The organism is Gordonia sp. LMA484, from assembly GCF_058129505.1.
This window is the reverse complement of record NZ_CM176700.1, coordinates 3666388-3690758: the sequence shown is the minus strand read 5'-3', so window position 1 is coordinate 3690758 and position 24371 is coordinate 3666388. Positions and strand designations below refer to the sequence as shown.

Here is a 24371-nt window from a genome sequence, read left to right as displayed (position 1 = left end):
CTCCCGGTGAACTATCCCGACATGTCGACGGTCCGGTCGATCCCGATGCGGTCGAGGAAGCCGCGATCGTGCGACACCACGAGGAGCGCGCCGGTCCACTCGGACAGCGCGGCGACGAGTTCCTCGGTGGTGACGATGTCGAGATTGTTCGTCGGCTCGTCGAGGATGAGGAGCTTCGGGGCCGGGTCGGCGATCAGTGCGATGGCCATCGCGGTCCGAAGTCGTTCACCACCCGACAGCTCGCGCAGGACCCGATCGGCGCGAGCTCCGCGGAACAGGAAGCGCGCCAGGTGCGCTCGCACATCCTGGACCGGAACCTCGGGATGGGCGTGGATCACCGCCTCCGCGATCGACATCTGATCGTCGTGGAACGTGATCCGCTGGGGAACATACGCATACGGCACCACCACCCGGCCCGCGGACATGAGGCTCGTGAGCAGCGTGGTCTTGCCGGATCCGTTGCCGCCGACCAATGCGACGCGTTCCGGGCCGTCGATTCGCAACCTGTCGTCGTCGATCACCTGTGCGCGGGTGGCGAGTTCGACCGCCGGCATCGTGATGCGGGCGGTTCGGTCGTCGCGGACGTCCTCGCGGGCCGCGTCGAGTCGCGCGGATGCCGTTGTCACATCGTCGCGGTGTGCGGTGCGCAGTTTGCCGGCCGACACCTGTGCGGCATTGCGGCGTGCGTGGGCGAGAATTTTCGGAACCCGCTTCTCGCGCTCCGCGGTCGCCGCCGTCCGCGCGCGACGATCGAGTTTGATCTGTGCCTCCACCATCTCGCGCCGCTGCTTGCGGAGATCGTTGGCGGCGGCCGCGACCGAGGCCTCGGCGCTCTCCTGCTCGGCCTCGAGAGTCGCGCGGTAGAGCGAATACGGCCCGCCGAACAGACGGATGTCACCGCGATACAACTCGAGGGTGGCGTCGACGCGCTCGAGCAACTCGAGGTCGTGGCTCACCACCACGACGGTGCCGCCGAACCGGGCAATGACGTCGAACAACCTTGTGCGCGAGCTGGTATCGAGGTTGTTGGTCGGTTCGTCGAGGAGTAGTACCGCCGGTCGCCGGAGCAGCTGGGCCACGATTGCGAGCAGTGTCGCCTCACCACCCGACAAACTGTCGATACGACGATCGAGATCCGTGGGCAGGGCGAGTGCGGACAGCTGGCCGATCGCCCGGTCCTCGATGTCCCAGTCGTCGCCGACGACCGCGAAGTCGTTCTCGTCGAGCGAACCGTTCTCGATCCGTGTGATGGCGGCGCGTATCTCGCCGATCCCGAGTGCCTCGGCCACCGTGACGTCACCATCGTCGTAGGGATGTTGCGCCACCAGGGCGACGTCGCCGCGGACACCGACGCTGCCGGATCGGGGTCTGAGGTCACCCGCGATGAGCCTCAGGAGGGTGGTCTTCCCGGCGCCATTGGCGCCGACCAGGGCGTAGATCCCGTCCGAGATGGTCTGGGAGACATGGTCGACGACCGGGGTGCCGTCGGGCCACGCGAACGTGAGGTGCGACAGCGTGATCGACGGTGCCGGACGGGCAGATGGGGACATGGACATGAACTGCCTCCTGAGGGTGGGTGGCGTCGGCGCAATGGCGCACGGGACGGCTTGGGACCAACCTCAGATGTTCATGATGCGGGCATTCCCCTTTATTCGACGGAGTCGGCATCGCCGACGACCCCACCACGGTAGCGCAGTCCGTCGAATGTGCCAATCCCTTTCCGTCGATACCGGGGGCCGACGGTGCGTGGCCGAAGCTTCGCGGCCGAGGGTCCGCGGCGACCCGGCGAGGCGCTAACGTGGCCGCATGTCGTTCATTCGCACCTCGGTTGCCAACGGTGTCGGTGAGATCGTTCTCGACCGGCCGAAAGCTCTCAACGCCCTGGATCAGATCATGATCGACGACATGTATCGCGTGCTCTCGGAGTGGGGGGACGACGACACGATCGACACCGTGCTGGTGACGTCGGCGAGCGATCGCGCGTTCTGCGCCGGCGGCGACATCCGGGCCATCCGGGAGTACGCCCTGGCCGGCGATCACGCGGCGGTCAGCCGCTACTTCGCGAGTGAATACCGGCTCGATCAACTGGTTGCCGACTACCCGAAGCCGTATGTCGCCGTGATCGACGGTGCGGCCATGGGCGGCGGCTTGGGGATCAGTGTGCACGGCGAGGTCCGGATCGTCAGCGAGAAGGCCATGATCGCCATGCCGGAGACGGCGATCGGGTTCTTCCCCGACATCGGCTCCACCTACTTCCTTCCGCGGCTGCCCGACGGAGTGGGAATGTGGTTGGGCCTGACGGGTGCTCGCATCCGTGGTGCGGATGCCGTGGAGATCGGCATGGCCACGCACTTCGTCGATTCCAGGCAGATCGGCGGGGTCGCGGAGCGGCTGCGTGCCGGTGCACCGATGGTGGAGGTTCTCGGCGATCATCGGGATCGTCCAACGTCCGCGATACCGCTGCGCAAGGTCGGCGAGTACTTCGCGGACGAGAACCCCTCGGCCATCCTCGGCGGTCTGCGCGGCGCCGTCGGTGACGAGTGGGCGGCACAGATGATCGAGCTCATCGAGCAGGCGTCGCCGACCAGTCTCTGGGTCACCGCAGCCATGATCGAGGCAGGCGCGCGATCGATGCTCGACGAATGCTTTGACCGTGAACTGTATGCGGCGGAGCGGATCACGGCGACCAACGACTTCGCCGAAGGGGTGCGGGCAGTGTTGGTGGACAAGGACCGCGAGCCGCGGTTCGACCCCGTGTCCATCGACGACGTCGACCCCGAGGTGGTCGCCCGGATCGTCGGAGTCGCCTGACAACGACAGTTCAGGGGCTCAGTTCGAACCAGCCCGACAACGTCACGGCCGACGGTGCGGCCGCCGTCGCCGACGGCACGGACCCCACTGCGGGGGATGGGGATCCGCTCGACGGGGTCGACTCGTCGACGTCGTAGGAGACATCGTCGTCAGGGGCGAACGGATCGGCATCGGAGCGTGGCGCCGTCGGACAGGTGAACGTCGCGGAAGCGCGTTGCGCGGACATCGATCTGATCGACAGCGCACAGGTCGGCGAGTGGTAGTACGTGCCGGCGACAGAGATCCCGACGGCGGCGTTGATCGGCCCGGTGAGCGGCCCCACCTTCGGGCGGACATCGCCGATGGGCGGCAACACCCCGCCCGTGAGGTCGCCGACCAGGAACTCGACCTGTGCGCCATCGGTGCCCGGACCCTTGAACACGAACAACAAACTGTCCGGAGGTACCTCCGGGTCAGGGTTGCCCCATCGGCTGAAGCCGTAGCAGGCGACGTCGGCGTCGCGAGCCGATGCGGTTCGGTCGCGGCCGTCGGCCGTCTGCCCGGTCCCGGACATGGCGACATACAGCGTTCCGGAACGGAATTCGAGGTCGTGTCCGGCACGTTCGATGCGGCCGCGGGATGGCTCTTCGCGACATCGGGCGGCGTCGAGACGGGCCGATGCGGTGGCCGGCACCGAGGTCGACGTCGAGGATGTCGAGGGGGCCGTCGTATCCGAAGAGCCGCACGCCGACAGCACGATCAGAGCCGCAACCGCGACCATCGACCTGACGAGGAGTCGCGCCGATCTGGCCGCACGCCTCTCAATCCGCTGTTGCGACAAGGGGTTCGAGCGTGAGGTCGGGATGTTCCTTCTGGACGTACTGAAGCCGCCATTTGTCGCTGAACAACGCGAGTACAGCTCCGTCGGTCCGTGTGAAGACCTCGACGCCGCGTTGGCGGCCGAGTTCGACGGCGCTGTCGGGGTCGGTGCGCCGGGCCAGGGCGTATCCGAGCGGCTCGATGACGGTGTCCACGTTGAACTCGGATTTCATGCGGGCCGTGACGACTTCGAACTGCATCGGTCCGACGGCGGCGAGGACCGGGGAGGCGTCCCCGCGCAGTTCGTTGCGCAGCACCTGCACGACGCCTTCGCTGTCGAGTTGTTCCATGGCCTTGCGAAACTGCTTGTACTTGTCGGCGGTGGTCACGCGGATCGCCGAGAAGTGTTCCGGCGCAAACGACGGGATCGGCGGGTACTGGACCTTCGACTCGACGAAGAGGGTGTCGCCGGGTGCCAGTGCCATCGCGTTGACCAGGCCGACGACGTCACCGGGGTAGGCGCGGTCGACGGTGGAGCGATCGCGACCGAAGACGGCCTGGGCGTACTTGGTGGCGAAGGGTTTTCCGGTTTGGGCGTGTGTGACGACCATGCCCCGCTCGAACTCGCCCGAGACGATTCGCATGTACGCGAGCCGGTCGCGGTGGCTGGTGTCCATACCAGCCTGGACCTTGAACACCACCGCGCTGAACGGGTCGGTGACCTCGCGGACGGTGCCGTCGACGTCGTCGCGCCCGGCCGGTGGTGGGGCCAGTTCGACGAGGGTCTCGAGGAGTTGGCGCACACCGAAATTCAGCATCGCCGAGGCGAAGATCATCGGGGAGGTCTGCCCGGCCAGGAACAGCTCCTGATCGTGGTCCTGCCCCATCTCGCTGAGCAGTTCGCTCTCTTCGAGTGCCGCAGTCCACTCGTCGCCCTCGCGCGCGGCGGCGGACTCGCCGTCCATGATCTCCTCCGGCGCCACCTTGGCACCGCCTGCGGTACGGGTGAAGTGGACGTACTGTCCGGTCCGGCGATCGAGAAGGCCGCGGAAATCACCGGCGATGCCGACCGGGAAGTAGAGCGGCGTCGGGACCAGTCCGATGCGTTCGCTGATCTCGTCGATGAGTTCGAGCGGCGTCTGACCCGGCCGGTCCCACTTGTTGATCACCGTGATGACCGGGATGCCGCGGTGACGACAGACCTGGAACAGCTTCAGGGTCTGCGGCTCGAGGCCTTTGGCGGCGTCGATGAGCATGACGGCGGCGTCGACCGCGGTGAGTACCCGGTAGGTGTCCTCGGAGAAATCGGCGTGGCCGGGGGTGTCGACGAGGTTGATGACGTTGGGAACGTCGGTGTCGGCGTTGTCGGACGAATAGTTGAACTGCAGTGCCGTCGAGCTGACCGAGATGCCGCGGGCCTTCTCCATCTCCATCCAGTCGGAGACGGTGGACTTCCGGCCCGCCTTGCCGTGGATCGCGCCGGCCTCGCTGATCATGCGGGCGTGCAGCGCCAGCGCCTCGGTCATCGTCGACTTACCGGCGTCGGGATGGCTGATGATCGCGAAGGTACGACGCCGCTTCACCTCGCGGGACAGGGTGGCAGCATCAGAACTCACCCGACGAGGCTACCGGTCGGCCCGTCGCGTGGGCAAAACTCATCGGACGACCGTGGTCGATATCGGACGCGCTCGGTTATCGCTCGGCCACCGACCATTCGCGCGTGCAGCTGCGCGCGCGAATGATCGGTGGAAGCGCGGGGTGGGGAACCGGGCCTACTCGAACGGAACGGGCGGCATCTTGACGACCTGCGACGCGTAGCTCAGGCCGGCGCCGTAGCCGAGCAGCAGGGCGGTGTCGCCGGGCTTGGCGCGCCCGGTGGACAGCAGGTCCTCCATGGCCAACGGGATCGACGCGGCCGAGGTGTTGCCCGTGTGTTCGATGTCGTTGGCGACCACCGCGCCTTCGCGCAGCTTCAGGTTCTTGGCAAGCAGGTCGTTGATCCGCGAGTTCGCCTGATGCGGGACGAAGACGTCGAGTTCCTCCGAGCCGACCTTGGCGGCGTCGAGGGCGCGTTGGGCGACCTTGCCCATCTCGAATGCGGCCCAGCGGAACACGGCGGTGCCCTCCATGCGCAGATAGGGTCGCTGGGTGCGGTCGCTGTCGAGGAAGGTGACCCAGTCGATGTCCTGGCGGATCGCGTTGAACTGGGAGCCGTCGCTGCCCCAGATGACCGGCCCGAGCTGCTGGTCCTCGGTCGGTCCGACGACGACCGCGCCCGCACCGTCGCCGAAGATGAAGCAGTTGGTTCGATCGGTCATGTCCATCGTGACCGACAGCTGCTCGGCGCCGATGACCAGTACGTGGGTGGCGCTGCCGCCACGGATCATGTCCGAGGCGACGGCCATCCCGTAGCCGAATCCGGCGCAGCCGACCGTGATGTCGAACGCGGGGACGCCGTTGGCGCCCAGTTCGGTGGCCACCTTGACCGCACCGGCAGGGGTCAGCAGGAGATGGGTGTTGGTGGCCAGGATCACTGCGTCGATGTCCGAGCCGGACAGCAGGGCGTTGGCGATGGCTTTTCGTCCCGCGTTCACCGACATCTCCATGACGCTCTCGTCGCGCCGGGCGAATCGCCGGGTCTTGATGCCGGTCCGCGTGTAGATCCACTCATCGGACGATTCGATCTGCTCGCAGATCTCGTCGTTGGTGACGATCCGCTCGGGCCGATAGGCGCCGATACCGAGCATGCCGATGTTGTTGATCCCGGCAGTATCCGCGATGACAGCCATGAGTGTCCCTTTCACTATGCGACCCGCCATAGACGGTCTCATATCCGGCGCCTACTGGGAAGTAGCCTCCCGGTTTGCACCGATGTCCTCGATCATCGCTCGATATCGTTCGCGATCGGCGGTCATCTGGTGGCCGGGGTCGTCGGCGGGCGGGGTCCAGTCTGCGTTCTCGAGGTCGAGGCGGCCTGATCGCAGGTCGGCGAGCACGTCGGCCAGCCAGTTCAGTTCAGCGCGTGCCTCGGCTCCCCACAACTGCATGCCCCGCAGGGCATGCGGCGGAACGTACGGGAGATCCGCCGGTGCGCTGTCGGTGGGGAACTCCGAGACGACCGCCGACAGAGTGTCGTAACGCTGCTGGAGCAGTTCGGTCGCGCGGGTCCCGTCAAGCATCGGCAACATCCCGAACGCCGCGTGGAAATCGCGGCGGTCGAACACGTTGACCTCGACGACGGCCTCGGTCAGGAGGCGATCGAACTCTGCTCGGCCCGCGTCGGTCAATTCGTAGACCGCGACGTCGCGGGCGCCGTCGGTGAGATCGTGGCGGATGGCGAGTCCGCCCGAGACCAGGCTGCTCAGTCCGTGGTAGATCGATCCCGGGTTCACATTCGCCCATTGGTCGACCTGCCACGACATCAGCTCGCGGCGGATCTGGTAGCCGTTGACCGGTTCGAACAGCGCGACGGCACCCAGCAGTAACAGTCTGGTGGTCGTCGCTGCCATGACTGAGAAGGGTAGGTCGTGATCGGTGCGCTTACCAGGACCGTGGTTGACCGCAATTCGATGAATCCTGGGTCTTAGGCGAGTCAGTCAACGCGAGTCGTCGGCGTCGGATTCGTCCGTTGACTCCCGACAAGACGAGTGGAACACTTGTCGGTATTCAAACTTGAATAGTTAGTTTCGTGAACACGCCGTGAGAGGGGAACTCATGATCCACGCACGTGGGCTGGTGCAGACATTCCATACCGGCCGAGGCAAGCAGAAACGCGAGGTACGCGCCGTCGACGGTGTCGATCTCGACATCGAAGAGGGTGAGGTCGTCGGTTTCCTGGGACCGAACGGCGCGGGAAAGACCACGACGTTGCGCATGCTGACGACACTGCTGCGGCCGACTGCCGGCACCGCGACGGTCAACGGCTATGACGTCGTCACCGAGTCGGTGATGGTGCGCCGCAGCATCGGGTATGTGTCTCAGGCGGGCGGCACCTTCAGTCAGGCACAGGCCGGTGACGAGGTCGTCGACCACGGGATGCTCTATGGCCTGTCGCGCGCCGACGCCACCGCGCGCGGCAAGGCGCTGTTCTCCCAGCTGCAACTCGACGGCCTCTGGGAGCGCATGCCCAAGAACATGTCCGGCGGCCAGAAGCGCCGACTCGACATCGTGATGGGGCTGGTGCACGACCCCACACTGGTGTTCCTCGACGAGCCGACCACAGGGCTCGACCCGCAGGCGCGCGCCAATCTGTGGGAGCACATCCGACGACTCCGAACCGAACGCGGCGCCACGGTCTTCTTGACCACCCACTACCTCGACGAGGCCGACGAACTCTCCGACCGCATCCTCATCATCGACAACGGCCGGATCGTCGCCGCCGACACCGCGGACAACCTCAAGGCGCAGGTCTCGGGAGATCTGGTCGACCTAGAGGTCACCGACGAGGCGCTGGTGGCGGTGTCCGCCGAGAAGCTCGGGTCGATCGCGACCGACGTGGAGACCGACGGGCGTCACCTGCGTGGTCGGGTCCGCCGAGCCGGTCGCGAGGTGCCCGGGCTGCTGCGTGAACTCGACTCGTCCGGGGTGTCGCTGGACTCCATCGAGGTCATCCGCCCGACCCTCGACGACGTCTTCCTCACTCTGACCGGGCGCTCCCTGCGTGACGCCCAGGACGAGACACCCTCCGAAGCCCAGCCGCAGGGCGAACTCCAGACCGAAGGAGCCTCCCGATGACCATTCTGCGTGAGAGTCACATCGTCTTCCGGCGCCAGATCCGGATGAACCTGCGCAACCCGGCGTGGGTCCTGATCGGCATCATGCAGCCGGTGCTCTACCTGGTCCTGTTCGGACCCTTGCTGGAGCCGATCGTCAGCCAGTTTCCCGGCGCCGCGGACAACGCCTACACATTCCTGGTGCCCGGTCTGCTGGTCCAGCTGGGCATGTTCGGCGCGTTCTTCGCCGGCTTCGGCCTGATCGGGGAGTGGCGCGAGGGTGTCATCGAGGCCGAGCGGGTCACGCCGGCGAACCGGACGTCACTGCTCGCCGGACGCCTCATGCGTGACGTCCTGCAGTTGTTCGTCCAGGCGGTCATCCTGGTTCTCCTCGGCGTCGCGATGGGGTTGCGCGGGTCCTTCATCGGCATCGTCGTCGGAATCCTGATCACCCTGCTGGTGGGCGGGGCGTGCGCGGCAGCCTCGAACGCGTTGGCGCTGACCACGAAGAGCGAGGACGTGATGGCACCGGTGATCAACATGGTGATGATGCCCGTGCTGCTGCTGTCGGGCATCCTCCTGCCGATGACACTCGGCCCGGAATGGCTGCAGAAGGTGAGCGACTTCATGCCGTTCCGCTATGTCGTCGACGCCGTGCGCGACACCTTCGTCGGCGACATCGCGACGTCGCAGGTCGCGTGGGGTCTGATCACCGCGATCATCCTTGCCGCCCTCGGAACCTGGTGGGGGACAGCGGTGTTCCGCAAGGAGAACGCGTAGGCGGCTGGTCGGGCGGACGGAGTCAACCCAACCGCCGGTCGAGTAGCGACGAGGCGCTAGCCGAGTCGCGTATCGAGACCCGGTTCCATCTGCACCCCAAGTGATCTCGATACGGAGCCTCGCCCAGGGGCTCGGCGCCTACTCGATCAGCAGGCAGTTTTGGGCTTTGGGGGCTGCACCGCTACTCGACCGGCGGTTGGGCGGCTCTGTGGGCTTTGGAGGCTGCACCGTTGCTCGACCGGCGGTTGGGCGGCTTTGTGGGTTTTGGGGGCTGTACCGTTGCTCGACCGGCGGTTTGGTCGACTCCGAGTGGTTTACCCGAAACTCGTCTCCTCCGGCGCCGGCGGCAGCGTGACCACGGCGCCGGCGTAGCTGAGCCCCGCACCGAAACCGAGAAGCAGCGCGGTCTGCCCGCCCTTGGCCTTGCCGGTGGCCAGCATCTCCTCCATGGCCAGCGGGATCGAGGCCGCCGACGTGTTGCCGGTGTTCTCGATGTCGTTGGCCATCGGGACGTCGGCGGCAAGCCCGAGGTTCTTCTTCATGAGTTCGTTGATGCGGGCGTTGGCCTGATGGGGGACGAACACCTCGATGTCGCCGATCCCCACCCCGGATGTCTCCAGGACCGTCGTCAAGGCTTTCGGCAGGGTGATCGCCGCCCAGCGGAACACCCGCGGACCCTGCATGGTGACGAACATCCGGCCCACCGGGTCGGTCTCCGGGTCCTTGTGCTGGTACTCCTCGGCGCGGTCCATGTAGGCAGGGATGTCCAGGTTCTGCCCGATGGCTTCGGCGTTCTCGCCGTCGCTGCCCCAGACGGTCGGCGAGATGCCGTTCTCCTCGCTCGGCCCGACGACCACCGCGCCGGCGCCGTCGCCGAAGATGAATGCGGTGTTGCGATCGGTCGGCTCCATCACCACCGACATCGTCTCCACGCCGACGACGAGCACGTATTCGGCCGACCCTGAGCGCACTGTGTCGGCAGCAATTCCCAGGCCGTAGCCGAATCCTCCGCAGCCGGCGGCGACGTCGTAGGCCGGGATGCCGTTGAGGCCGATGTCGAAGGCCACGATCGGACCCCCGTGCGGGATCTTGGTCTTCCAGCTGTTGGTGGCGAGGATGAGCGCGCCGATCTTCTCCCGGTCGACTCCCGAGTTCCGGATCGCGCGTTCCGCGGCGGAGGCCGCCATCGACCGGGCTGTCTCCTCGCCGCTGATCCATCGGCGGTTACGGATGCCGCTGCGCTCGAAGATCCACTCGTCGGTGCTGTCGAGGACCTGGCACACCTCGTCGTTGCTGACCAGACGCGTCGGCCGGTATGCCCCGATGCCCAGCATCGCCACGTTCTGGTGGCCGGTGTTCGCCGCGATTTTCGCCACTTGTTCCCCCTTCGGGTTGCGCCGACCCAGAGTGTATGCGTTGGGGTTGCGGCGCAGCGTGAAGCCGTGGCACAAACCGCTGTCGACATGGCGTCACAACGGCCAGAACACGGGAATCAGTAGGACGGCGACCGCCAGCCAGCAGACCATCACGACGGCGCCGAGCCGCCAGTAGTCGCCGAATCGGTAACCCCCCGGGTTCATCACGATCATGTTGGCGGGTGTCGCGATCGGCGTCAGGACCGCGGCCGCGGCGGCGGTGCAGACCAGCATCAGGATCGGTTGCGGATTGACGCCGACGTCGCCCGCTGCCGCCAGCGCGATCGGGATGACGATCAAGGTCGTCGCGGCATTGCTGATGAACTGCCCGAGTAACGCGGTGAGCAGGAACAACACGATCAGCAGTACGTAGGAGCTCTGGTCGGCGACGAGATCCACGATCGGACGGGCGATCTTCTCCGCGCCGCCGCTGTCGGTGATCGCGGTCGACATCGGGATCAGTGCCGCGATCAGGACGAGTGTCGGCCACGATACGGCGCGGTAGGCCTGCTCGGACGTGACGACCTTGGTGAGCACCATCGCCACCGCAGCAAGAAGGCCGGCCACTACCGGGGGCACGAGGCCCGTCGCCAACAGGACGATCATCGCCACCAGGATCACGGCGGCACGCGCGGCGCCGCGCCCGAGCGCTACTGTCTGGCGCCGCAGCTGCTCCGATGACGCGACCACCAGCATGCGCTGGTCGGAGGCGAGTGCGTCGACAGCCCGCCACGGCCCGTGGACGAGCATCGTGTCGCCTTCGACGAGATCGACGGTGCGGGCGCCCACATCCGTGTTGCGACGTCGGATGGACAGCACCAAAAGCCCGTCCTCCGGCCGCACCATTCCGGGAAACACCTCGGTGCCGATCCACTCCGATCGCGGCGGGATCACGATCTCACTGATCCCGGTGTCGCGATCGACGAGTCGACCCCGCGTCCCGTGTCGGCCTGCCACGTCCTCGACGGTGAGGTCATTGTCGCGGGCGAACTGCTCGATCTGGTCTCCCTGGCCCGACATCACCAGCACGTCCCCCTCCTCGATCTTCTGTCCGCCGTCGAGGGAGGGGGCTCCGCGTCCGCCCTGCACTGCGATACCCACGACGTCTCCGTCAGCCGGGAGCACATGGCGTACCGACCGGCCGAGGAACGGGGATTCGGGTCCGACATGGAGTCGGTAGATGCGCTCGCCGAGACCGTAGTGATCGGCGACCGTTCCGACGTAATTGCTGAAGTCGGCAGGCAGTGTCGTGGACTGGCGGTCGGGTAGCAGACGGTCGCCGAAGACCGCGATCACCCCGAAGGTCAATATCAGCAGCGGGATTCCGATGAGACCGAACTCGAAGTAGCCGAAACCGTCGCCGGTGGCGTCGCGTGCCGCGTCGTTGACGATCACATTCACGGGGCTGCCGGACAGGGTCAACATCGACCCGGCGCTGCAGGCGTAGGCCAGTGGGATCAGAACTTTGGATGGCAGCATGCCCGCGTGCCGGGCCACGGCGACGGTGACCGGCACCAGGGCGGCCGCGGCCCCGTTGATGGTGATGAGGGCGGCCAAGATGGCGCCCAGGATGGCGATTGCACCGAGTACGCGTACGCGCGTGGTGCCGGCCGCCCTGGTGAGCAGCCGCCCGGCCCAGGCCGTGATACCCGAGGCTTCAAGTCCCTCGCTGACCACGAACAACGCCGCGATGAACACGATGACGCTTTCGCCGAGTCCGGAGGTGAGGTCGGCGAGATCGATCAGGCCGAAGAAATAGAGGGCCAATGCCGAGGCGATGGCGACGACTCCGACCGGTAGCCGGTTCCAGACGAACAGGACGACCGTGACGGCCAGGATGATCAGGCTGAGGGTGGCGTCCGACACCGACTCATGGTCGCACCGTCGGAAACACTCCGCAGTGGCATCGGCGGCAGCCGATCACCATGCGTGCACCAGGTTCTGCGCCGACTCGAGGCCCTGGGCGATCAACAACTCCACCGCATCGATGCCGTGCCCGATCATGAGATCGACGTCGGCCCGTGCCGATGAAGGGAACGGTTTCAAGACGAAATCGGCCGGGTCCTGGCGGCCGGGTGGGCGGCCGATGCCCAGCCGCACGCGCAGGTAGTCCCGGGAGCCGAGCGCCTGACTGACCGACCGCAGCCCGTTGTGCCCGCCTTCGCCGCCGCCACGCTTGAGACGAACGAGACCGAAGTCGATGTCGAGCTCGTCGTGCAGCACGATCATGTCGTCGACCGCCACGGAGTAGAACTTGGCGAGTGGGCCGATCTGGCGGCCCGCCTCGTTCATGTAGTTGCGCGGCTTGGCGACGAGGACCTGTTGGCCTGCGAGGGTGATCGGGGCGACGTCGGCGCCCGACTTCTTGTGCACCTTCCACCGCTCGCCGGCCGAGGCGACGAGGCCATCGGCGACCATCGCGCCGATGTTGTGCCTCGTCTTCTCGTATCTCGTACCGGGATTACCCAGTCCGACAATCAGTTTCACTGATCGTTGAGGGTGATGGCTATTCTGCGGATTCCTCGGCAGGAGCCTCGGCGGCGGCCTCGGCCTCCTCGCCCTCGTCTTCGGCCTCGGCGCCGCTGGGAGCCTCGTTGATCGCGACGATCAGGGTGTCGGGATCAGAGATGAGGGTGACGCCCTCCGGCAGGCTCAGGTCGGACGCGTGGACGGCGGTGCCGGCGGCGACGCCCTCGACACTGACCTCGATCTGCTCAGGGATCGAGAGCGCGTCGGCCTCGATCTCGACATAGCTGGCGTCCTGGACGACCAGGGTGCCCGGTGCGGCGTCACCCTCGACGACGATGAGGACCTCGACGGTGACCTTCTCGCCGCGGCGGATCACCAGCAGGTCGACATGCTCGATGTAGTTGCGGATCGGGTGCACGTCGATCTGCTTGGTCAGCGCGATCTGGCTGGTGCCCTCGATGTCGAGATCGATGATCGAGTTGGTGCCGCTGTTACGCAGGATGGCGGACAGTTCGCGGGCCGGGAGGTTGAGGTGCTGCGGATCGGTGCCGTGACCGTAGAGCACGGCGGGCACCTGGCCCTCACGACGAGCGCGGCGCGCGGCGCCCTTGCCCTTTTCGGTACGGACGGTGACCGGCAACTTGGCGGCAATGGTGGCCATGGTGTTTCTCCTCGTTCGGCGGCTCGGGTGAACCGCGGTGGTGTGGCTGGTCGGTCGCGACGAGCGACAACGACCGGGGCCATCCACGCAGGCCCCAACAGGCCGGTCGAAGAGATCCGCGGTGGTCGCGCCGATAACGGTGATCGTTCACCCTCGCCGAGACAACGGTGGCCAGAATAGTCGATGGCCTGGCCGAATGTCACATCGTCTCGGCGTGACAACGCGGAGCTGTGTTGGCATCCTGATCGCAATGAATCCGTCGCCGCCTCGCGGCGACGCGGGAGGAAACCAGTGAAGCGATCTGCTGTGCAGTACTTTGTGCTGCTCTGTGCACTGTTCGGCGTCGCGGGATGCGGTGCTGCCGCAACCGGGGCGTCGGACCGACCGAACGGCGGCGGTGAGGTGCTGTCGAGTGCGGCTGTGCCGGTGCGCGGAGGGGTCTGCGGACTGTTGACCGACGACGATGTCGCGACGCTCGTCGGCGGCGTCGTGAGCCGTGCCGATCTCACGGCCAACAAGTGTTCCTGGGCGATCGAGGGCGCTTCGGCCGGCATCGAGGTCGCCGTCGAATCGTCGGCGTCGGGCCTCGAGGTCATCCGTTCCAATCGGGCCGTCCTCCCGTTCGACGGCGGTCGGCTGTACATCAAGGAGGCGGCCACTGACCGTCGGTCCTGTGCTGCGGCCGCGGTCGCCGACCGCGCAGGCGGCCGGTTCGTGACGTTCGAGATCACCCTGGCCGACGCCGCGGAACAGAAGGTCGCGGCCGGCGAAACCGCGTGCCACGCCGCGATACCGGTCGTCGAGAAGGTGATGCGAGGAGTCGGTCTGGCCGTCGGTTGACGTCTCGATCGGACCAGTCGACTGCAAGAGCGGTGTTCCCGTGACGCGCAGTCACAGGCATACTGGCTTCATGACGTCGCAGACACCGATCGACATCGTCACCGCCATGCTCGACGCATTCGCCAGGGGAGACGTGACCGCGGGCATCGAGAACGTCGATGACAACATCGTCTACTCGAATGTCTCATTGCCGACCGTGTACGGAAAGCGCAAGGTTCACCGCATCTTTCGCGGTATGGAGGACTCGTCGTGGGCGGGCTTCGACTACCGCATGATCAATGTGTCGGCCGACGGTCCCGTGGTTCTGACCGAACGAATCGACCAGCTGAGGTTCGGACCGTTGGTCATCCGGTTCTGGGTGTGGGGTCGCTTCGAGGTGGGCGAAGGCCGGATCACGCTGTGGCGGGACTACTTCGACTATTTCGACATGACGAAGGGCCTCCTCAGGGGTCTGCTTGCCATCGTGGCGCCGGCGGCGCAGCGGCGGATGCCGGCGCCCGCACCCGCATCCGTGTCGTGAGGCGAGGGGGTGCAGTCGACGCCCTTCTGTCCCTGTGAGGTCGGTTTTGCTTGCGTCACCTCCCGGTCCCTGAGGAGCGAGCTTGGGTCATCTCCCGGTCCCTGAGGAGCGAGCTTGGGTCATCTCCCGGTCCCTGAGGAGCGAGCTTGCGAGCGTCACGAAGGGCCCTTCGTGACGCATCCTCGCAAGCTCGGAGGCTCCTCAGGGATCGGGGTGACGTCGCGGCGCGTGGTGCGTTCTCAGGGATCGGGGTGACGTCGCGGCGCGTGGTGCGTTGTCGGGGGTCGGGGTGACGTCGCGGCGCGTGGTGCGTTCTCAGGGATCGGGGTGACGTCGCGGCGCGTGGTGCGTTGTCGGGGATCGGGGTGACGTCGCGGCGCGGTACGTCGCGGGCCCGGGACGGTTTCGCAGCGTGGCCGCGGACTCGTTGTGTCAGAGGATCTCGTCGAGCGCATCGAGCGGGCGCCCGAGGCGGGTTCCTTTGTCGGTCACCACAAATGGGCGTTCGACGAGGATCGGGTTCTCGACCATCGCGTCGAGCAGCTGATCGTCCGTGGCGGACGCAAGGTCCATGTCTTTGTACAGGGTCTCGCGCTTGCGGGCGGCCTGTTGGACGGTGATTCCGGCCTCGGCGATCATCGTGGTCAGCTGCTCGCGCGTGTACGGCTCGTTCAGGTACTTGACGACGGTCGGTTCGATGCCGGCCTCGCGAAGTTTGTCCAGCGCCTTGCGAGAGGTCGAGCATTTCGGGTTGTGATAAATCGTCGCGTCCACGGGGCAAACGATACCTGGAGGGTCGACGACTCTATGCAGTACGGATTCGGCGAATTACGGTGTCGGCATGGTCGCGACGGCAGCAGGAATCTCGCTTCGTCGGATGGCGGTCCGGCTGCTCCTGGTCTGCGCATGTCTGGTGGGTACCGTCGCGTTCGTGCCCGCGACGGCCTGCGCCTGTTCGTGTGTCGCGCGTCCGCCCGCGGCCATCGTCAAGGACTCGTCGGCAATCGTTGTCGGCACCCCGGTGGCCAAGGACGTCGACGGGTCCGCGGTCCGGTACCGGGTCGAGGTGGCGAACAGCTACAAGCAGCGTGTGCCGGAGACGATCACCGTCCTCACCACCGCGTCGTCGGCGGCCTGCGGGATGGACCTCGAACTCGATCGCGAACGTCTCGTCGTGCTGGGACATACGCCGGATGGTCTGGCCGCCGCGGACGGGGAGTGGGGCGCATCCCTCTGCGACAACACCGCGGTGATGGCCGCGGAACTGGCTGACTTTCTGGGTCCGTCCATCAAACCGTTCGCCGCCGACGACACCCGCGAGCCGCAGCCTGCGGTGGTAGGAGTGTTCGTCGCGATAGCCGCGCTGGTGGCACTACCCGGCGGGCTTCTGTGGTGGCGCATGCGTCGCCGGACGTCGAGGCCCGACCCGGACGGCGAGTGACGTTGAGCGGGCGGCCACGGCGACCGGCGCACTACATCCGCGAACGCCGCCCCGGGTGGATCGCCTGGCGCGACATCGCTGCCGATGCGTTCACGATCCGGTCGCCGTACCGCTCGAGTACGAGCGCCTGCGTGGCGGCGAGGTGGGCCCTGGCGAGGCGCTCGGCCTCATCGGCATGTCCGGCGGCGATCTCGTCGACAAGGCGGCGGTGTGCGCGCACTGCCTCCTCGGCTTCGAGCTGGGAGGGGTACTCGCCGTGTCTTGTCCGGGCTTCGGCCCACGCCTCCTCCTGTGCCGACCACAGAGCGACGTAGCTTCCGACGGCATATCGAATGGTGGCGTTGGGAGCAAAGGAGACGACGAGATCGTGGAAATCGCGGGCGGTCTGGGTGAACTCCACGCCGTTGGCGACGAGACCGGCGGAGATGTCGATCGCCTCGGTGAGTGCCGGTACCACCACCTCGGCCCGATCGGAACGCTTGGCGCATTCTGCGGCACACAAGGGTTCGAGCATCCGTAGTCCGTCGGCGAGATCGTGCAAGGTGACCTTGCCGGCCTGCAGGGAGAGTCCGAGGTGGTAGGCCGCCGACGTCTCGTCGGGACGATGGACGTCGGCGCCCCCGACGTTGCCACGACGAACCGTCACCAGGCCCTCGGTCTCCAGTATTCTCAAGGCCTCGCGGATCGACGGATAGCTGACGCCGAAGTCCTTGACCAATTGCTCCTGAGTGGGAAGTCGGTAGTCCTCGACGTCCAGGATCATCTCGCGTAGCTCGGCGGCGACGGTTTCCGCGATGCGCCGCTGTGGGACACGACCGTTTCTGATCGTCGTCACGCCGACCGCAATTCGTTCATGCGCAGAGTCTAATCCACGCGCAAGAACCTTTACATTCAAGTATTCCAATCCTTGTTATGATTGAAGTAATGTGCGTCGCATGGACTTCACAATGGGCGAAGCGGCGGCTCGGCTTCGGGCAGAGCTGCGATCGCTGATCGACGAGCGGATGCCTCCGGACTTCCGGGGTGCGTTCACCGATGACCAGTCTGATCTCGACGCCGCTCAGGAGTTCTGTCGGTTCTTGGCCGACCGCGGTTTGCTCTGTCTGGCCTGGCCCGAGGAATTCGGTGGCCGCGGCGCGTCGGTGTGGGAACAGACGGTGGTGCGTGAGGAGATGTGGGCTCACCACGAACCCAGAGGAGCGCAGTACATGGGTGTGAACTGGGTGGGACCGACGATCATGCGGCACGGCACAGCCGAACAACAGCGACAACATCTGCCGCCGATCGCCCGCGGCGAGGTGATCTGGTGTCAGGGTTTCTCCGAGCCGGGGTCCGGTTCAGACCTTGCGTCGCTGCGTACGGCGGCCAGACGTGAAGGCGACGGCTGGAGTATCTCCGGCCAGAAGATCTGGACGTCCTACGCCACGATGGCGCAGTGGTGCTTTCTGTTGACGCGCACGTCGACCGCCGAGCGCAAACAGCAGGGCCTCACCGTGTTCCTGGTCCCCATGTCCGATCCGGCCATCGAGGTGCGGCCGATCCGTTCCATGCTGGGTCCCCACCACCTCAACGAGGTCTTCTTCAACGAACTTAAGGTGACCGAGGCGAATGTGTTGGGCGCCGTCGACGACGGTTGGTCCGTCGTGCAAGAGGTCCTGGCCTTCGAGCGGGTCGGGATCGCGCGCTATGCACGCTGTGAGCTCTTGCTGCAGCGGGCGCCGACCGTGCTCGGCGAGCGCTGGGACGAGCTGCCGGCGGCACTGCGGGAGCGGTGGACCCGCGAGCTCGTGCGGTGTCGTCGCGCCCGACTGCTCGCGTACCGCGTGGTGTCGACGCAGGCGCAGGGACGAGTGCGGCCGGGCGACTCGGCGCTGTACCGGATCGCGGTGACCACGCTCGATCAGTCCAGCGCCGATGTTCTCGCCGAGATCGCGTCCTATGCTCCGGCCGACCACGACGCGGCCCCGCGGTTCCGTGCCGACGTCGAGGATCACTGGCGCTATTCGCAGGCTGCGACCGTGTCATCGGGCAGCATCGAGATGCAACGGATCCTGCTGGCGCGTGATCTGGTGGCCTCATGAACATCGACCTGTCCACGGAGGCCACTGATTTCGGCGCGGCGGCGCTCTCCGCTTTCGCCGGCGCGGGCGGGGACCGGCTGGTGGAGGCGGCCGAACGTGACCCGCACGGCCGGGCTGCGATGATCGAGCCGGTGCTGTCGGGCCTGGGGGCCTTCGACCTCGACACCCGCGCCGGCGGCGACGAACTCGAGGCAGCGGCCGCGCTGTGTCGCAGCGCCGGCTATTGGGCGGTGCCGTACCCGGTTGCCGAACGCCTCTCCCGACCAACTGATCTCGATGTCGACGCCTTGGTTGTCGTCTCCGAGCACGACCCGTCGGCGGCCTTCGCGGGATTGGACCTGCGCTTTGCCGCGGTCACGGTGACCGGGCAGCGCAGTCGCGTCGAAATTCTGCCGTCGGCCGAATCCCCGCGTACCTCGGCGTTCATGGCACCACTCGGTCTGACCCCGATGGACGGCAACGGTGCCGCCGACGTCGCGCTGGGATTGGTGCTTCCGATGTGGACGCTGCTCGGGATGCTCGACCGCGCAATGGAACTCACCCGATCGCATATTCTGCTCCGCGAGCAGTTCGGGCAGCCGCTCGCGCGGCTGCAGGGCGTCCAGTTCCAGCTCACCGATGCGGCGGTGGAACGCGCCGGAGTGGAGGAGCTGGCGAAGTACGCGCTGTGGAGTATCGAGACCGCCGGTCAGGACGCGCTCGACGACGCACTGGCACTGCGGCTGGCCGCAATCGAGGCGGCGGAGACCGTGTTCCGCATCGCCCACCAGCTACACGGTGCCACCGGCTTCTGTGACGAGACCACCCTGTCCTGGTTGTCGCGGTACAGTCTGCCGCTGCGCCGCCTGCCGTTCGGAACGTCGGGGACGGGCGACATACTCACGCGGCGCCTCGGCCGCCGTGGACTCACCGGATTATTCAGTGGGGCAGAGCAACTGGCGGGCATCTCTGCGGTGGTGACCCGATGATCTACGACCTGCCCGACGAATTGAGCGTCGTCTGCGACGGTCCGCTCCGTATCGTCACCATCAACCGGCCAGAGGAGCTGGGCGCGGTCAACAGGTCCCTGCACTGGGCGTTGGCCAACGTCTGGCGGCAGCTGGCCGCCGACCGGGACGCCGCGGTGGTGATCCTGACAGGTTCTGGTCGGGCGTTCAGCGCTGGTGGCGACCTGGGTTGGATCACTTCGTTTCTCGACGATCCGGTCGCCCGCGATGACAGCATCCGCGAGGGCGCCGAGATCATCGACGAGATGTTGCGGTTCCCGTTGCCGGTGATCGCCGCCGTGAATGGTCCCGCAGTGGGCCTGGGCTGCAGTATCGCGGTGCTCTGCGACGTCGTGCTCATCTCCGAGCGGGCTCATCTCGCCGATCCGCACGTGGCGGTCGGATTGGTCGCAGGTGACGGAGGCGCGGCGTTCTGGCCGTTGCTGACCCCGATCCTGCGGTCTCGCGAATACCTGTACACGGGTGACCGAATCCCGGCGGCCACCGCCGTCGAGCTCGGGCTCGCCACCCGGATGATCGCACCTGACGAACTGATGGGCGAGGCACGAGCACTCGCCGGCCGATTGGCGGCCCAACCGGCCGACGCTCTGCAGAGTACGAAACGCATTGTCAACATGCATCTCTCCCAGGCGTTGGGTGGTCCACTGCAGGCAGGTTTCGCTGCCGAGGTCGTGACCATGCAGTCCGACGAACATCGGAAACGACTGCTGTCGATGGCGGACAAGGCCGTTCGCCGATGACGACCGCGACCTCGCCCGTCCGAGCCCGCCGGTCCGGTGACTTTCGCTCTGAGGTCCGCGAGTGGTGTGCCACTCATGTCCCCGAGAACTGGCGGGCCGCGCAGACCGGCGCCTCCGATGAGGAGTTCGTCGCCTTCCAGAAGGACTGGTTTGCCACGCTGCACAGCGCCGGTTTCGCGGTTCCGCACTGGCCGTCGGCGTGGGGCGGTGGAATGTCGGTCGAAGATCAGATCGTCCTGTACCAGGAACTCGCCGCGTACGACGCACCTCGGCTCGTACTTCCGTTCGTCTCGATCCACCACGCGGCGTCGACGCTGCTGGCCGCGGGAACCGAAAACCAACGTCGGCGCCATCTCCCGGCGATCCTCGACGGCGAGATCTGGTGTCAGGGGTTTTCCGAACCAGGGGCCGGTTCGGACATGGCGGCGCTGTCCACGTCGGCGCGCCGGACCGGGGGCACCTACATCGTGAACGGGCAGAAACTCTGGGCCAGCGGGGCGCTGCACGCCGATTGGTGTCTGCTTCTCGCCCGGACTGATCCGACGGCGCCGAAACGTCAGGGGATCTCCTACTTCCTGATGGACATGGCCAGTGCGGGCATCGAGGTCCGACCGATCCGGCAGGCCACCGGCGAGTCCCACTTCTGCGAGATCTTTCTCAACGACGTGGAGATCCCCGCCGACAACCTCGTCGGGGCGGAGAACGCCGGCTGGCGCGTGGCTCAGGAAACTCTCGGTGCCGAACGAGGGATGACCATGCTCGAACTCGCCGAACGACTCGGGCACGGCGGATTCCCGTGGCTCGTGGAGCTCTGCGCGACGCCAGGGGTCGACGGTTCACGACCGGTCGACGATTCGCGCGTGTCGGATCGACTCGCGGAGCTGGAAACCGAGATCACCGGCCTACGTCTGCTCTGCGCGGACTTCGTCGTCGATCATCGGGGACCCGCGGACGCCTCGATCGTCAAGCTCTATTACAGCGAACTCCTGCAGCGGGTCATGGATTTCGGCGTCGAGGTCGGTGGGCTCGCGGCGCAGACGCACATCCGCAAACCCATGTCGAGCGGATGGGAGTCGGGCAATTGGGTTCTCGACTTCATCGGCTCGTGGGAATGGACGATCCCCGGGGGCACCAGCGAAATTCAGCGCAGCATCATCGGCGAGCGTGCGCTCGGACTTCCCCGTGAGCCGAAAGGGCCATGATGACGACCTCGACCCACGATCTCTCCGAATTCCACGGTGACCTTTCTGCGGTTGCCCGGGATGTGCTCGGTACCAGGGCATCCGACGACACGGTCGACTGGTCGCTGATCGCGAGGTCGGGATGGCTTGGCCTGGAGGCGGCCGCGGCGATCGACGGTGCCGATGCGACCTTCGCCGAGACCGCCGTGATCCTCCGGGAGATCGGCCGCGTCGCCGCCCGGGGACCCTATCCCGCTGTGGCGGCACTCGCGCTTGGTGCATTGAATGCGGCCGAGCCGACGGCGCGCCGGGACGACTTGCTGAGGAGGACCGTATCCGGTGACGCGGTGCCGATTCTGGTGCTCGACGGCGACGGTCGGTCCGGCGGACTGTTCGGCCTCGACTCGTCCGCCGACGGGTGGACGGTGAGCGGATCGGCCGAGTTCGTCCTCGGCGGTCCACGAGCGGACCGGTTGTTGGTGCCCGTGGCCACAGCCGACGGTGCGACGGCGATCGTCTGTCTTGATCCGACGATGCCGGGTGTCGTGGTCGAGCAGCGTGCGGTGGTCGACGGCACCCGCGATTTCGCTCGGGTGAGTGCGGATACCGTTCGTGTCGAGAGCGATTCGGTGTGGCGGCTGACCGGCGCGGACCCGATTGCGAGGCTGCGCGATCGTGCGGCGGTGGCCGTCGCCTGCGACAGCCTCGGGCTCGGTGAGACCATGCTCGAGACGACTGTCGCCTATGCCGGGATGCGCGAGCAGTTCGGGCGAAAGATCGGTTCCTTCCAGGCGGTCAAACATGCCTGCGCCGACATGCTCGTCGACCTGACGGTCGCACGGCGCCTGGTCGCGTCGGCCGTGCGGAAAGTGAGCGACGGCGCGCCGGACGCCACCATCGCCGCATCCATGGCCAAGTCCTTCACGAGCGACATGGCAGTCGACATCGCCGGCACGGCGATCCAACTGCACGGCGGTATCGGCTATACGTGGGAGAGCGGACTACATGTGTACCTGAAGCGGGCGACGTTGAACCGGTCGCTGTTCGGGTCACCCGCACAGCATCGTGCGGTTCTCGCGGAACGCTACCGCGCCAACCCCGATCACACCTGACAGAAAACAGGCCCAGAGTTCTTCCCCCCGGGTATGGTTTCGTCCCCCCACGTCACGCGGAAGGCGATGAGATACCCGGGGGAAGAACGGGTTTCGTGTATCGATCAGGAGGCGAGTCGGCTCGCCGCGAGGGTTTTCAGGTCACTGGACTTGATCTTCGCGCTGCCGGTGAGGCTGATCTCGTCGTCGGTGAAGAACAACACATGGCGGGGTACCTTGTAGCTGGCCAGCCGTTCGCGGAGGTATCCGCGGACGGCTTCGGGATCGAGGTCGGCGCCGGCGTGCGGCACGATGCACGCGACCACCACCTCGCCCAGTGTGTCGTGCGGGACGCCAACCGTCCGAGTGACTTTCACTCCCGGATGCGCGATCAGCGCCTCATCGACCTCGAGCGGGGAGACGTTGGCGCCGCCGGTCTTGATGATGTCGGTGAGCCGGCCCTCCCAGAACAGCCGCCCGGCATCGTCGAGGTATCCACCGTCGCCGGTGTGGAAGAACCCCTCGTCGTCGAGTGTCTCCGACAGCGGCGTTCCGATGTAGCCGAGCATGAGCGTCGGGCCCTTGACACAGATCTCGCCGCGTTCACCGAGTGGCACGGTCTCGCCCGACAATGCGTCGACGATCTTCACCGTGTTCCCGGGCAGTGGCTCTCCGCTGCTGCCGCCGATGATGCCTTCGGGCGTACCTGCGGCGAAACACGTTGTGATGGTGAAGGTCTCGGTGTTCCCGTAGGCGTGTCCGGGTTCGGTGTAGGTCGTCGACACGGTCTGGTGGCGAGCGATCGGAGTGTTGCGGTCCACGAATCGCATGCTGCTCAGATCGACGTTGCGCCAGTTGGGCGCGGCCTCGAGTGCGGCCCACTGGTGCGGCCAGGCGACGGGGAAGTTCACCTTCTCGGTGTCCATCAGGTCGAGTGCCTCGGCGGCGTCGAAAGTGGATTGCAGGATGAGTGAACCGCCGCTGGCCAGTGTGGAGCCGATTGCCATGCCGAAGTTCCCGGACCAGAAGAAGCCGTTCGCGGACCAGCAGCGGACTCGATCATCCGGGGTGAGACCGTACATCCGGCAGAAGCGCCACATCTGGATGGTGACGCCGCGGTGAGCGCTGAGGATGCCCTTGGGCTTGCTCGTCGAACCAGAGGAGAAGAACAGCACCGCGGTGTCGCTGGGTTGCGTTGTCGCCGCGGTGGCCTCGATCAACTCACGGGATTCGCCCGTCCCGGCGGCGAGGAAACTGTCCCAGTCGTCGATCCCGGCGACATCGGCCGATCCGCCCGTCACCGCCAGGTAGGTCAGGAACGGGTAACTGTTCGACTGCAAGGTCCCTGGGCTCGACGTCGCGATCTGCGGTTCCAGACCCACGAGGATCTCGGTGAGATTCGTTTTCGCGACGGTGCGCTCGAACAAGAGGACCGATACGCCGGACGATCTCAGCAGATGGTCCAATTCGGCAGGCGTCGAGAAGGTGCTGAGTGTGACGGCGACCCCGCCGGCCAGCGACGTACCGAACACCGACGTGAGCCATTCGGCGCGGTTGGTCATCAGCACACCGACTCGGCTGTCCTTGCCGACGCCACGCGCACGCAGCGCGCGTGCGACGTCTACCGACCGTTCCCAGAGATCGGTGTAGGACCAGCGGACTGCCCCCGTCTCCGCTTGCTGGACGAGTGCCTCGCGGTCTCCGAATCGATCGGTAACCTCCCGGAGAAACCCTGGCAGGGTGAGAGTTCCGAGTCCGGGTTCCTCACTCAACGGTGGCCCCGACGCGACGGACAGCGTCAGGGTGGGGGACGGGGTGCTCATG

The 24371-nt window shown here is 66.5% G+C and carries 23 protein-coding genes; 11 read left to right on the top strand and 12 right to left on the bottom strand.

Annotated elements, in window-relative coordinates; translation table 11 throughout:
• Window positions 1–11: 11 nt before the first annotated feature.
• Window positions 12–1556 carry an ABC-F family ATP-binding cassette domain-containing protein gene (locus AC4AMJ_RS16270; protein ID WP_489913317.1) on the bottom strand — a complete coding sequence of 515 codons (1545 nt, stop codon included), beginning with the start codon at window positions 1554–1556 and terminating at the stop codon, window positions 12–14.
• Window positions 1557–1806: 250 nt separating this feature from the next.
• Between AC4AMJ_RS16270 and AC4AMJ_RS16265 the strand changes: the two genes are divergently transcribed.
• Complete coding sequence (locus tag AC4AMJ_RS16265; protein ID WP_489900099.1) at window positions 1807–2811, top strand: enoyl-CoA hydratase/isomerase family protein; 1005 nt, start codon at window positions 1807–1809, stop codon at window positions 2809–2811.
• A gap of 10 nt (window positions 2812–2821) precedes the next feature.
• Here the strand turns inward: AC4AMJ_RS16265 and AC4AMJ_RS16260 are convergent, their stop codons facing one another.
• The 4 genes from AC4AMJ_RS16260 to AC4AMJ_RS16245 form a co-directional block, all read right to left on the bottom strand.
• Window positions 2822–3571: a hypothetical protein gene (locus AC4AMJ_RS16260; protein WP_489913315.1), complete on the bottom strand. Its 750-nt coding sequence runs from the start codon at window positions 3569–3571 to the stop codon at window positions 2822–2824.
• Window positions 3572–3611: 40 nt separating this feature from the next.
• On the bottom strand, window positions 3612–5225 hold the full coding sequence (locus AC4AMJ_RS16255; RefSeq protein ID WP_489900101.1) for a peptide chain release factor 3: 1614 nt from the start codon (window positions 5223–5225) through the stop codon (window positions 3612–3614).
• A 156-nt stretch (window positions 5226–5381) separates the two neighbouring features.
• Window positions 5382–6398 carry a beta-ketoacyl-ACP synthase III gene (locus AC4AMJ_RS16250; protein ID WP_489900102.1) on the bottom strand — a complete coding sequence of 339 codons (1017 nt, stop codon included), beginning with the start codon at window positions 6396–6398 and terminating at the stop codon, window positions 5382–5384.
• Window positions 6399–6449: 51 nt separating this feature from the next.
• Entirely contained in the window at window positions 6450–7118 is a 669-nt protein-coding gene (locus AC4AMJ_RS16245; RefSeq protein WP_489913313.1) for a PadR family transcriptional regulator, read from the bottom strand.
• A gap of 205 nt (window positions 7119–7323) precedes the next feature.
• On the opposite strand from AC4AMJ_RS16245, the gene AC4AMJ_RS16240 reads away from it, so the two are divergent.
• The gene (locus AC4AMJ_RS16240) at window positions 7324–8343 is read left to right on the top strand and encodes an ATP-binding cassette domain-containing protein (protein WP_489900104.1); all 1020 of its coding nucleotides are present in this window, start codon (window positions 7324–7326) and stop codon (window positions 8341–8343) included.
• Window positions 8340–9101 carry an ABC transporter permease gene (locus tag AC4AMJ_RS16235; protein WP_489900105.1) on the top strand — a complete coding sequence of 254 codons (762 nt, stop codon included), beginning with the start codon at window positions 8340–8342 and terminating at the stop codon, window positions 9099–9101. Before AC4AMJ_RS16240 ends, AC4AMJ_RS16235 begins: the two co-directional genes overlap by 4 nt.
• Window positions 9102–9415: 314 nt before the next feature.
• Here the strand turns inward: AC4AMJ_RS16235 and AC4AMJ_RS16230 are convergent, their stop codons facing one another.
• The 4 genes from AC4AMJ_RS16230 to AC4AMJ_RS16215 form a co-directional block, all read right to left on the bottom strand.
• On the bottom strand, window positions 9416–10477 hold the full coding sequence (locus AC4AMJ_RS16230; RefSeq protein ID WP_489913311.1) for a beta-ketoacyl-ACP synthase 3: 1062 nt from the start codon (window positions 10475–10477) through the stop codon (window positions 9416–9418).
• Window positions 10478–10570: 93 nt separating this feature from the next.
• Complete coding sequence (locus AC4AMJ_RS16225) at window positions 10571–12382, bottom strand: SLC13 family permease (protein ID WP_489913309.1); 1812 nt, start codon at window positions 12380–12382, stop codon at window positions 10571–10573.
• 54 nt (window positions 12383–12436) lie between these two features.
• Window positions 12437–13003: an aminoacyl-tRNA hydrolase gene (gene pth, locus AC4AMJ_RS16220; RefSeq protein ID WP_489900109.1), complete on the bottom strand. Its 567-nt coding sequence runs from the start codon at window positions 13001–13003 to the stop codon at window positions 12437–12439.
• 19 nt (window positions 13004–13022) lie between these two features.
• Entirely contained in the window at window positions 13023–13646 is a 624-nt protein-coding gene (locus tag AC4AMJ_RS16215) for a 50S ribosomal protein L25/general stress protein Ctc (protein ID WP_489900110.1), read from the bottom strand.
• A 291-nt stretch (window positions 13647–13937) separates the two neighbouring features.
• Here AC4AMJ_RS16215 and AC4AMJ_RS16210 point away from each other — a divergent pair, with 291 nt between their 5' ends.
• Together AC4AMJ_RS16210 and AC4AMJ_RS16205 are read left to right on the top strand one after the other, a co-directional pair.
• Window positions 13938–14486, top strand: coding sequence for a hypothetical protein (locus AC4AMJ_RS16210; RefSeq protein ID WP_489900111.1), 549 nt, complete (start codon window positions 13938–13940; stop codon window positions 14484–14486).
• Between the two features lie 70 nt (window positions 14487–14556).
• A complete protein-coding gene (locus AC4AMJ_RS16205; protein ID WP_489900112.1) occupies window positions 14557–15006 on the top strand; it encodes a limonene-1,2-epoxide hydrolase family protein in 450 nt (149 codons plus the stop codon).
• Between the two features lie 432 nt (window positions 15007–15438).
• On the opposite strand, the gene arsC is transcribed toward AC4AMJ_RS16205, so the two are convergent.
• Entirely contained in the window at window positions 15439–15780 is a 342-nt protein-coding gene (gene arsC, locus AC4AMJ_RS16200; protein WP_489900113.1) for an arsenate reductase (glutaredoxin), read from the bottom strand.
• A 67-nt stretch (window positions 15781–15847) separates the two neighbouring features.
• On the opposite strand from arsC, the gene AC4AMJ_RS16195 reads away from it, so the two are divergent.
• Window positions 15848–16447, top strand: coding sequence for a hypothetical protein (locus AC4AMJ_RS16195; protein WP_489913307.1), 600 nt, complete (start codon window positions 15848–15850; stop codon window positions 16445–16447).
• Between the two features lie 31 nt (window positions 16448–16478).
• On the opposite strand, the gene AC4AMJ_RS16190 is transcribed toward AC4AMJ_RS16195, so the two are convergent.
• Window positions 16479–17282 (bottom strand): FadR/GntR family transcriptional regulator, encoded by an 804-nt coding sequence (locus tag AC4AMJ_RS16190; protein ID WP_489913305.1) that lies wholly within the window; start codon window positions 17280–17282, stop codon window positions 16479–16481.
• A 100-nt stretch (window positions 17283–17382) separates the two neighbouring features.
• Between AC4AMJ_RS16190 and AC4AMJ_RS16185 the strand changes: the two genes are divergently transcribed.
• From AC4AMJ_RS16185 to AC4AMJ_RS16165, 5 genes are read left to right on the top strand one after another with little or no spacing between them, the layout of a single operon-like run.
• Window positions 17383–18528 carry an acyl-CoA dehydrogenase family protein gene (locus tag AC4AMJ_RS16185; protein WP_489913303.1) on the top strand — a complete coding sequence of 382 codons (1146 nt, stop codon included), beginning with the start codon at window positions 17383–17385 and terminating at the stop codon, window positions 18526–18528.
• Window positions 18525–19496, top strand: coding sequence for an acyl-CoA dehydrogenase family protein (locus AC4AMJ_RS16180; protein WP_489900117.1), 972 nt, complete (start codon window positions 18525–18527; stop codon window positions 19494–19496). Before AC4AMJ_RS16185 ends, AC4AMJ_RS16180 begins: the two co-directional genes overlap by 4 nt.
• Window positions 19493–20275: an enoyl-CoA hydratase/isomerase family protein gene (locus tag AC4AMJ_RS16175; RefSeq protein WP_489900118.1), complete on the top strand. Its 783-nt coding sequence runs from the start codon at window positions 19493–19495 to the stop codon at window positions 20273–20275. Before AC4AMJ_RS16180 ends, AC4AMJ_RS16175 begins: the two co-directional genes overlap by 4 nt.
• Window positions 20272–21477, top strand: coding sequence for an acyl-CoA dehydrogenase family protein (locus AC4AMJ_RS16170; RefSeq protein WP_489913301.1), 1206 nt, complete (start codon window positions 20272–20274; stop codon window positions 21475–21477). The genes AC4AMJ_RS16175 and AC4AMJ_RS16170 overlap by 4 nt, the downstream gene beginning before the upstream one ends.
• Window positions 21474–22568 carry an acyl-CoA dehydrogenase family protein gene (locus AC4AMJ_RS16165; protein ID WP_489913299.1) on the top strand — a complete coding sequence of 365 codons (1095 nt, stop codon included), beginning with the start codon at window positions 21474–21476 and terminating at the stop codon, window positions 22566–22568. Before AC4AMJ_RS16170 ends, AC4AMJ_RS16165 begins: the two co-directional genes overlap by 4 nt.
• Before the next feature lie 104 nt (window positions 22569–22672).
• On the opposite strand, the gene AC4AMJ_RS16160 is transcribed toward AC4AMJ_RS16165, so the two are convergent.
• Window positions 22673–24370 carry a class I adenylate-forming enzyme family protein gene (locus AC4AMJ_RS16160; protein ID WP_489913297.1) on the bottom strand — a complete coding sequence of 566 codons (1698 nt, stop codon included), beginning with the start codon at window positions 24368–24370 and terminating at the stop codon, window positions 22673–22675.
• Window position 24371: the final 1 nt, after the last annotated feature.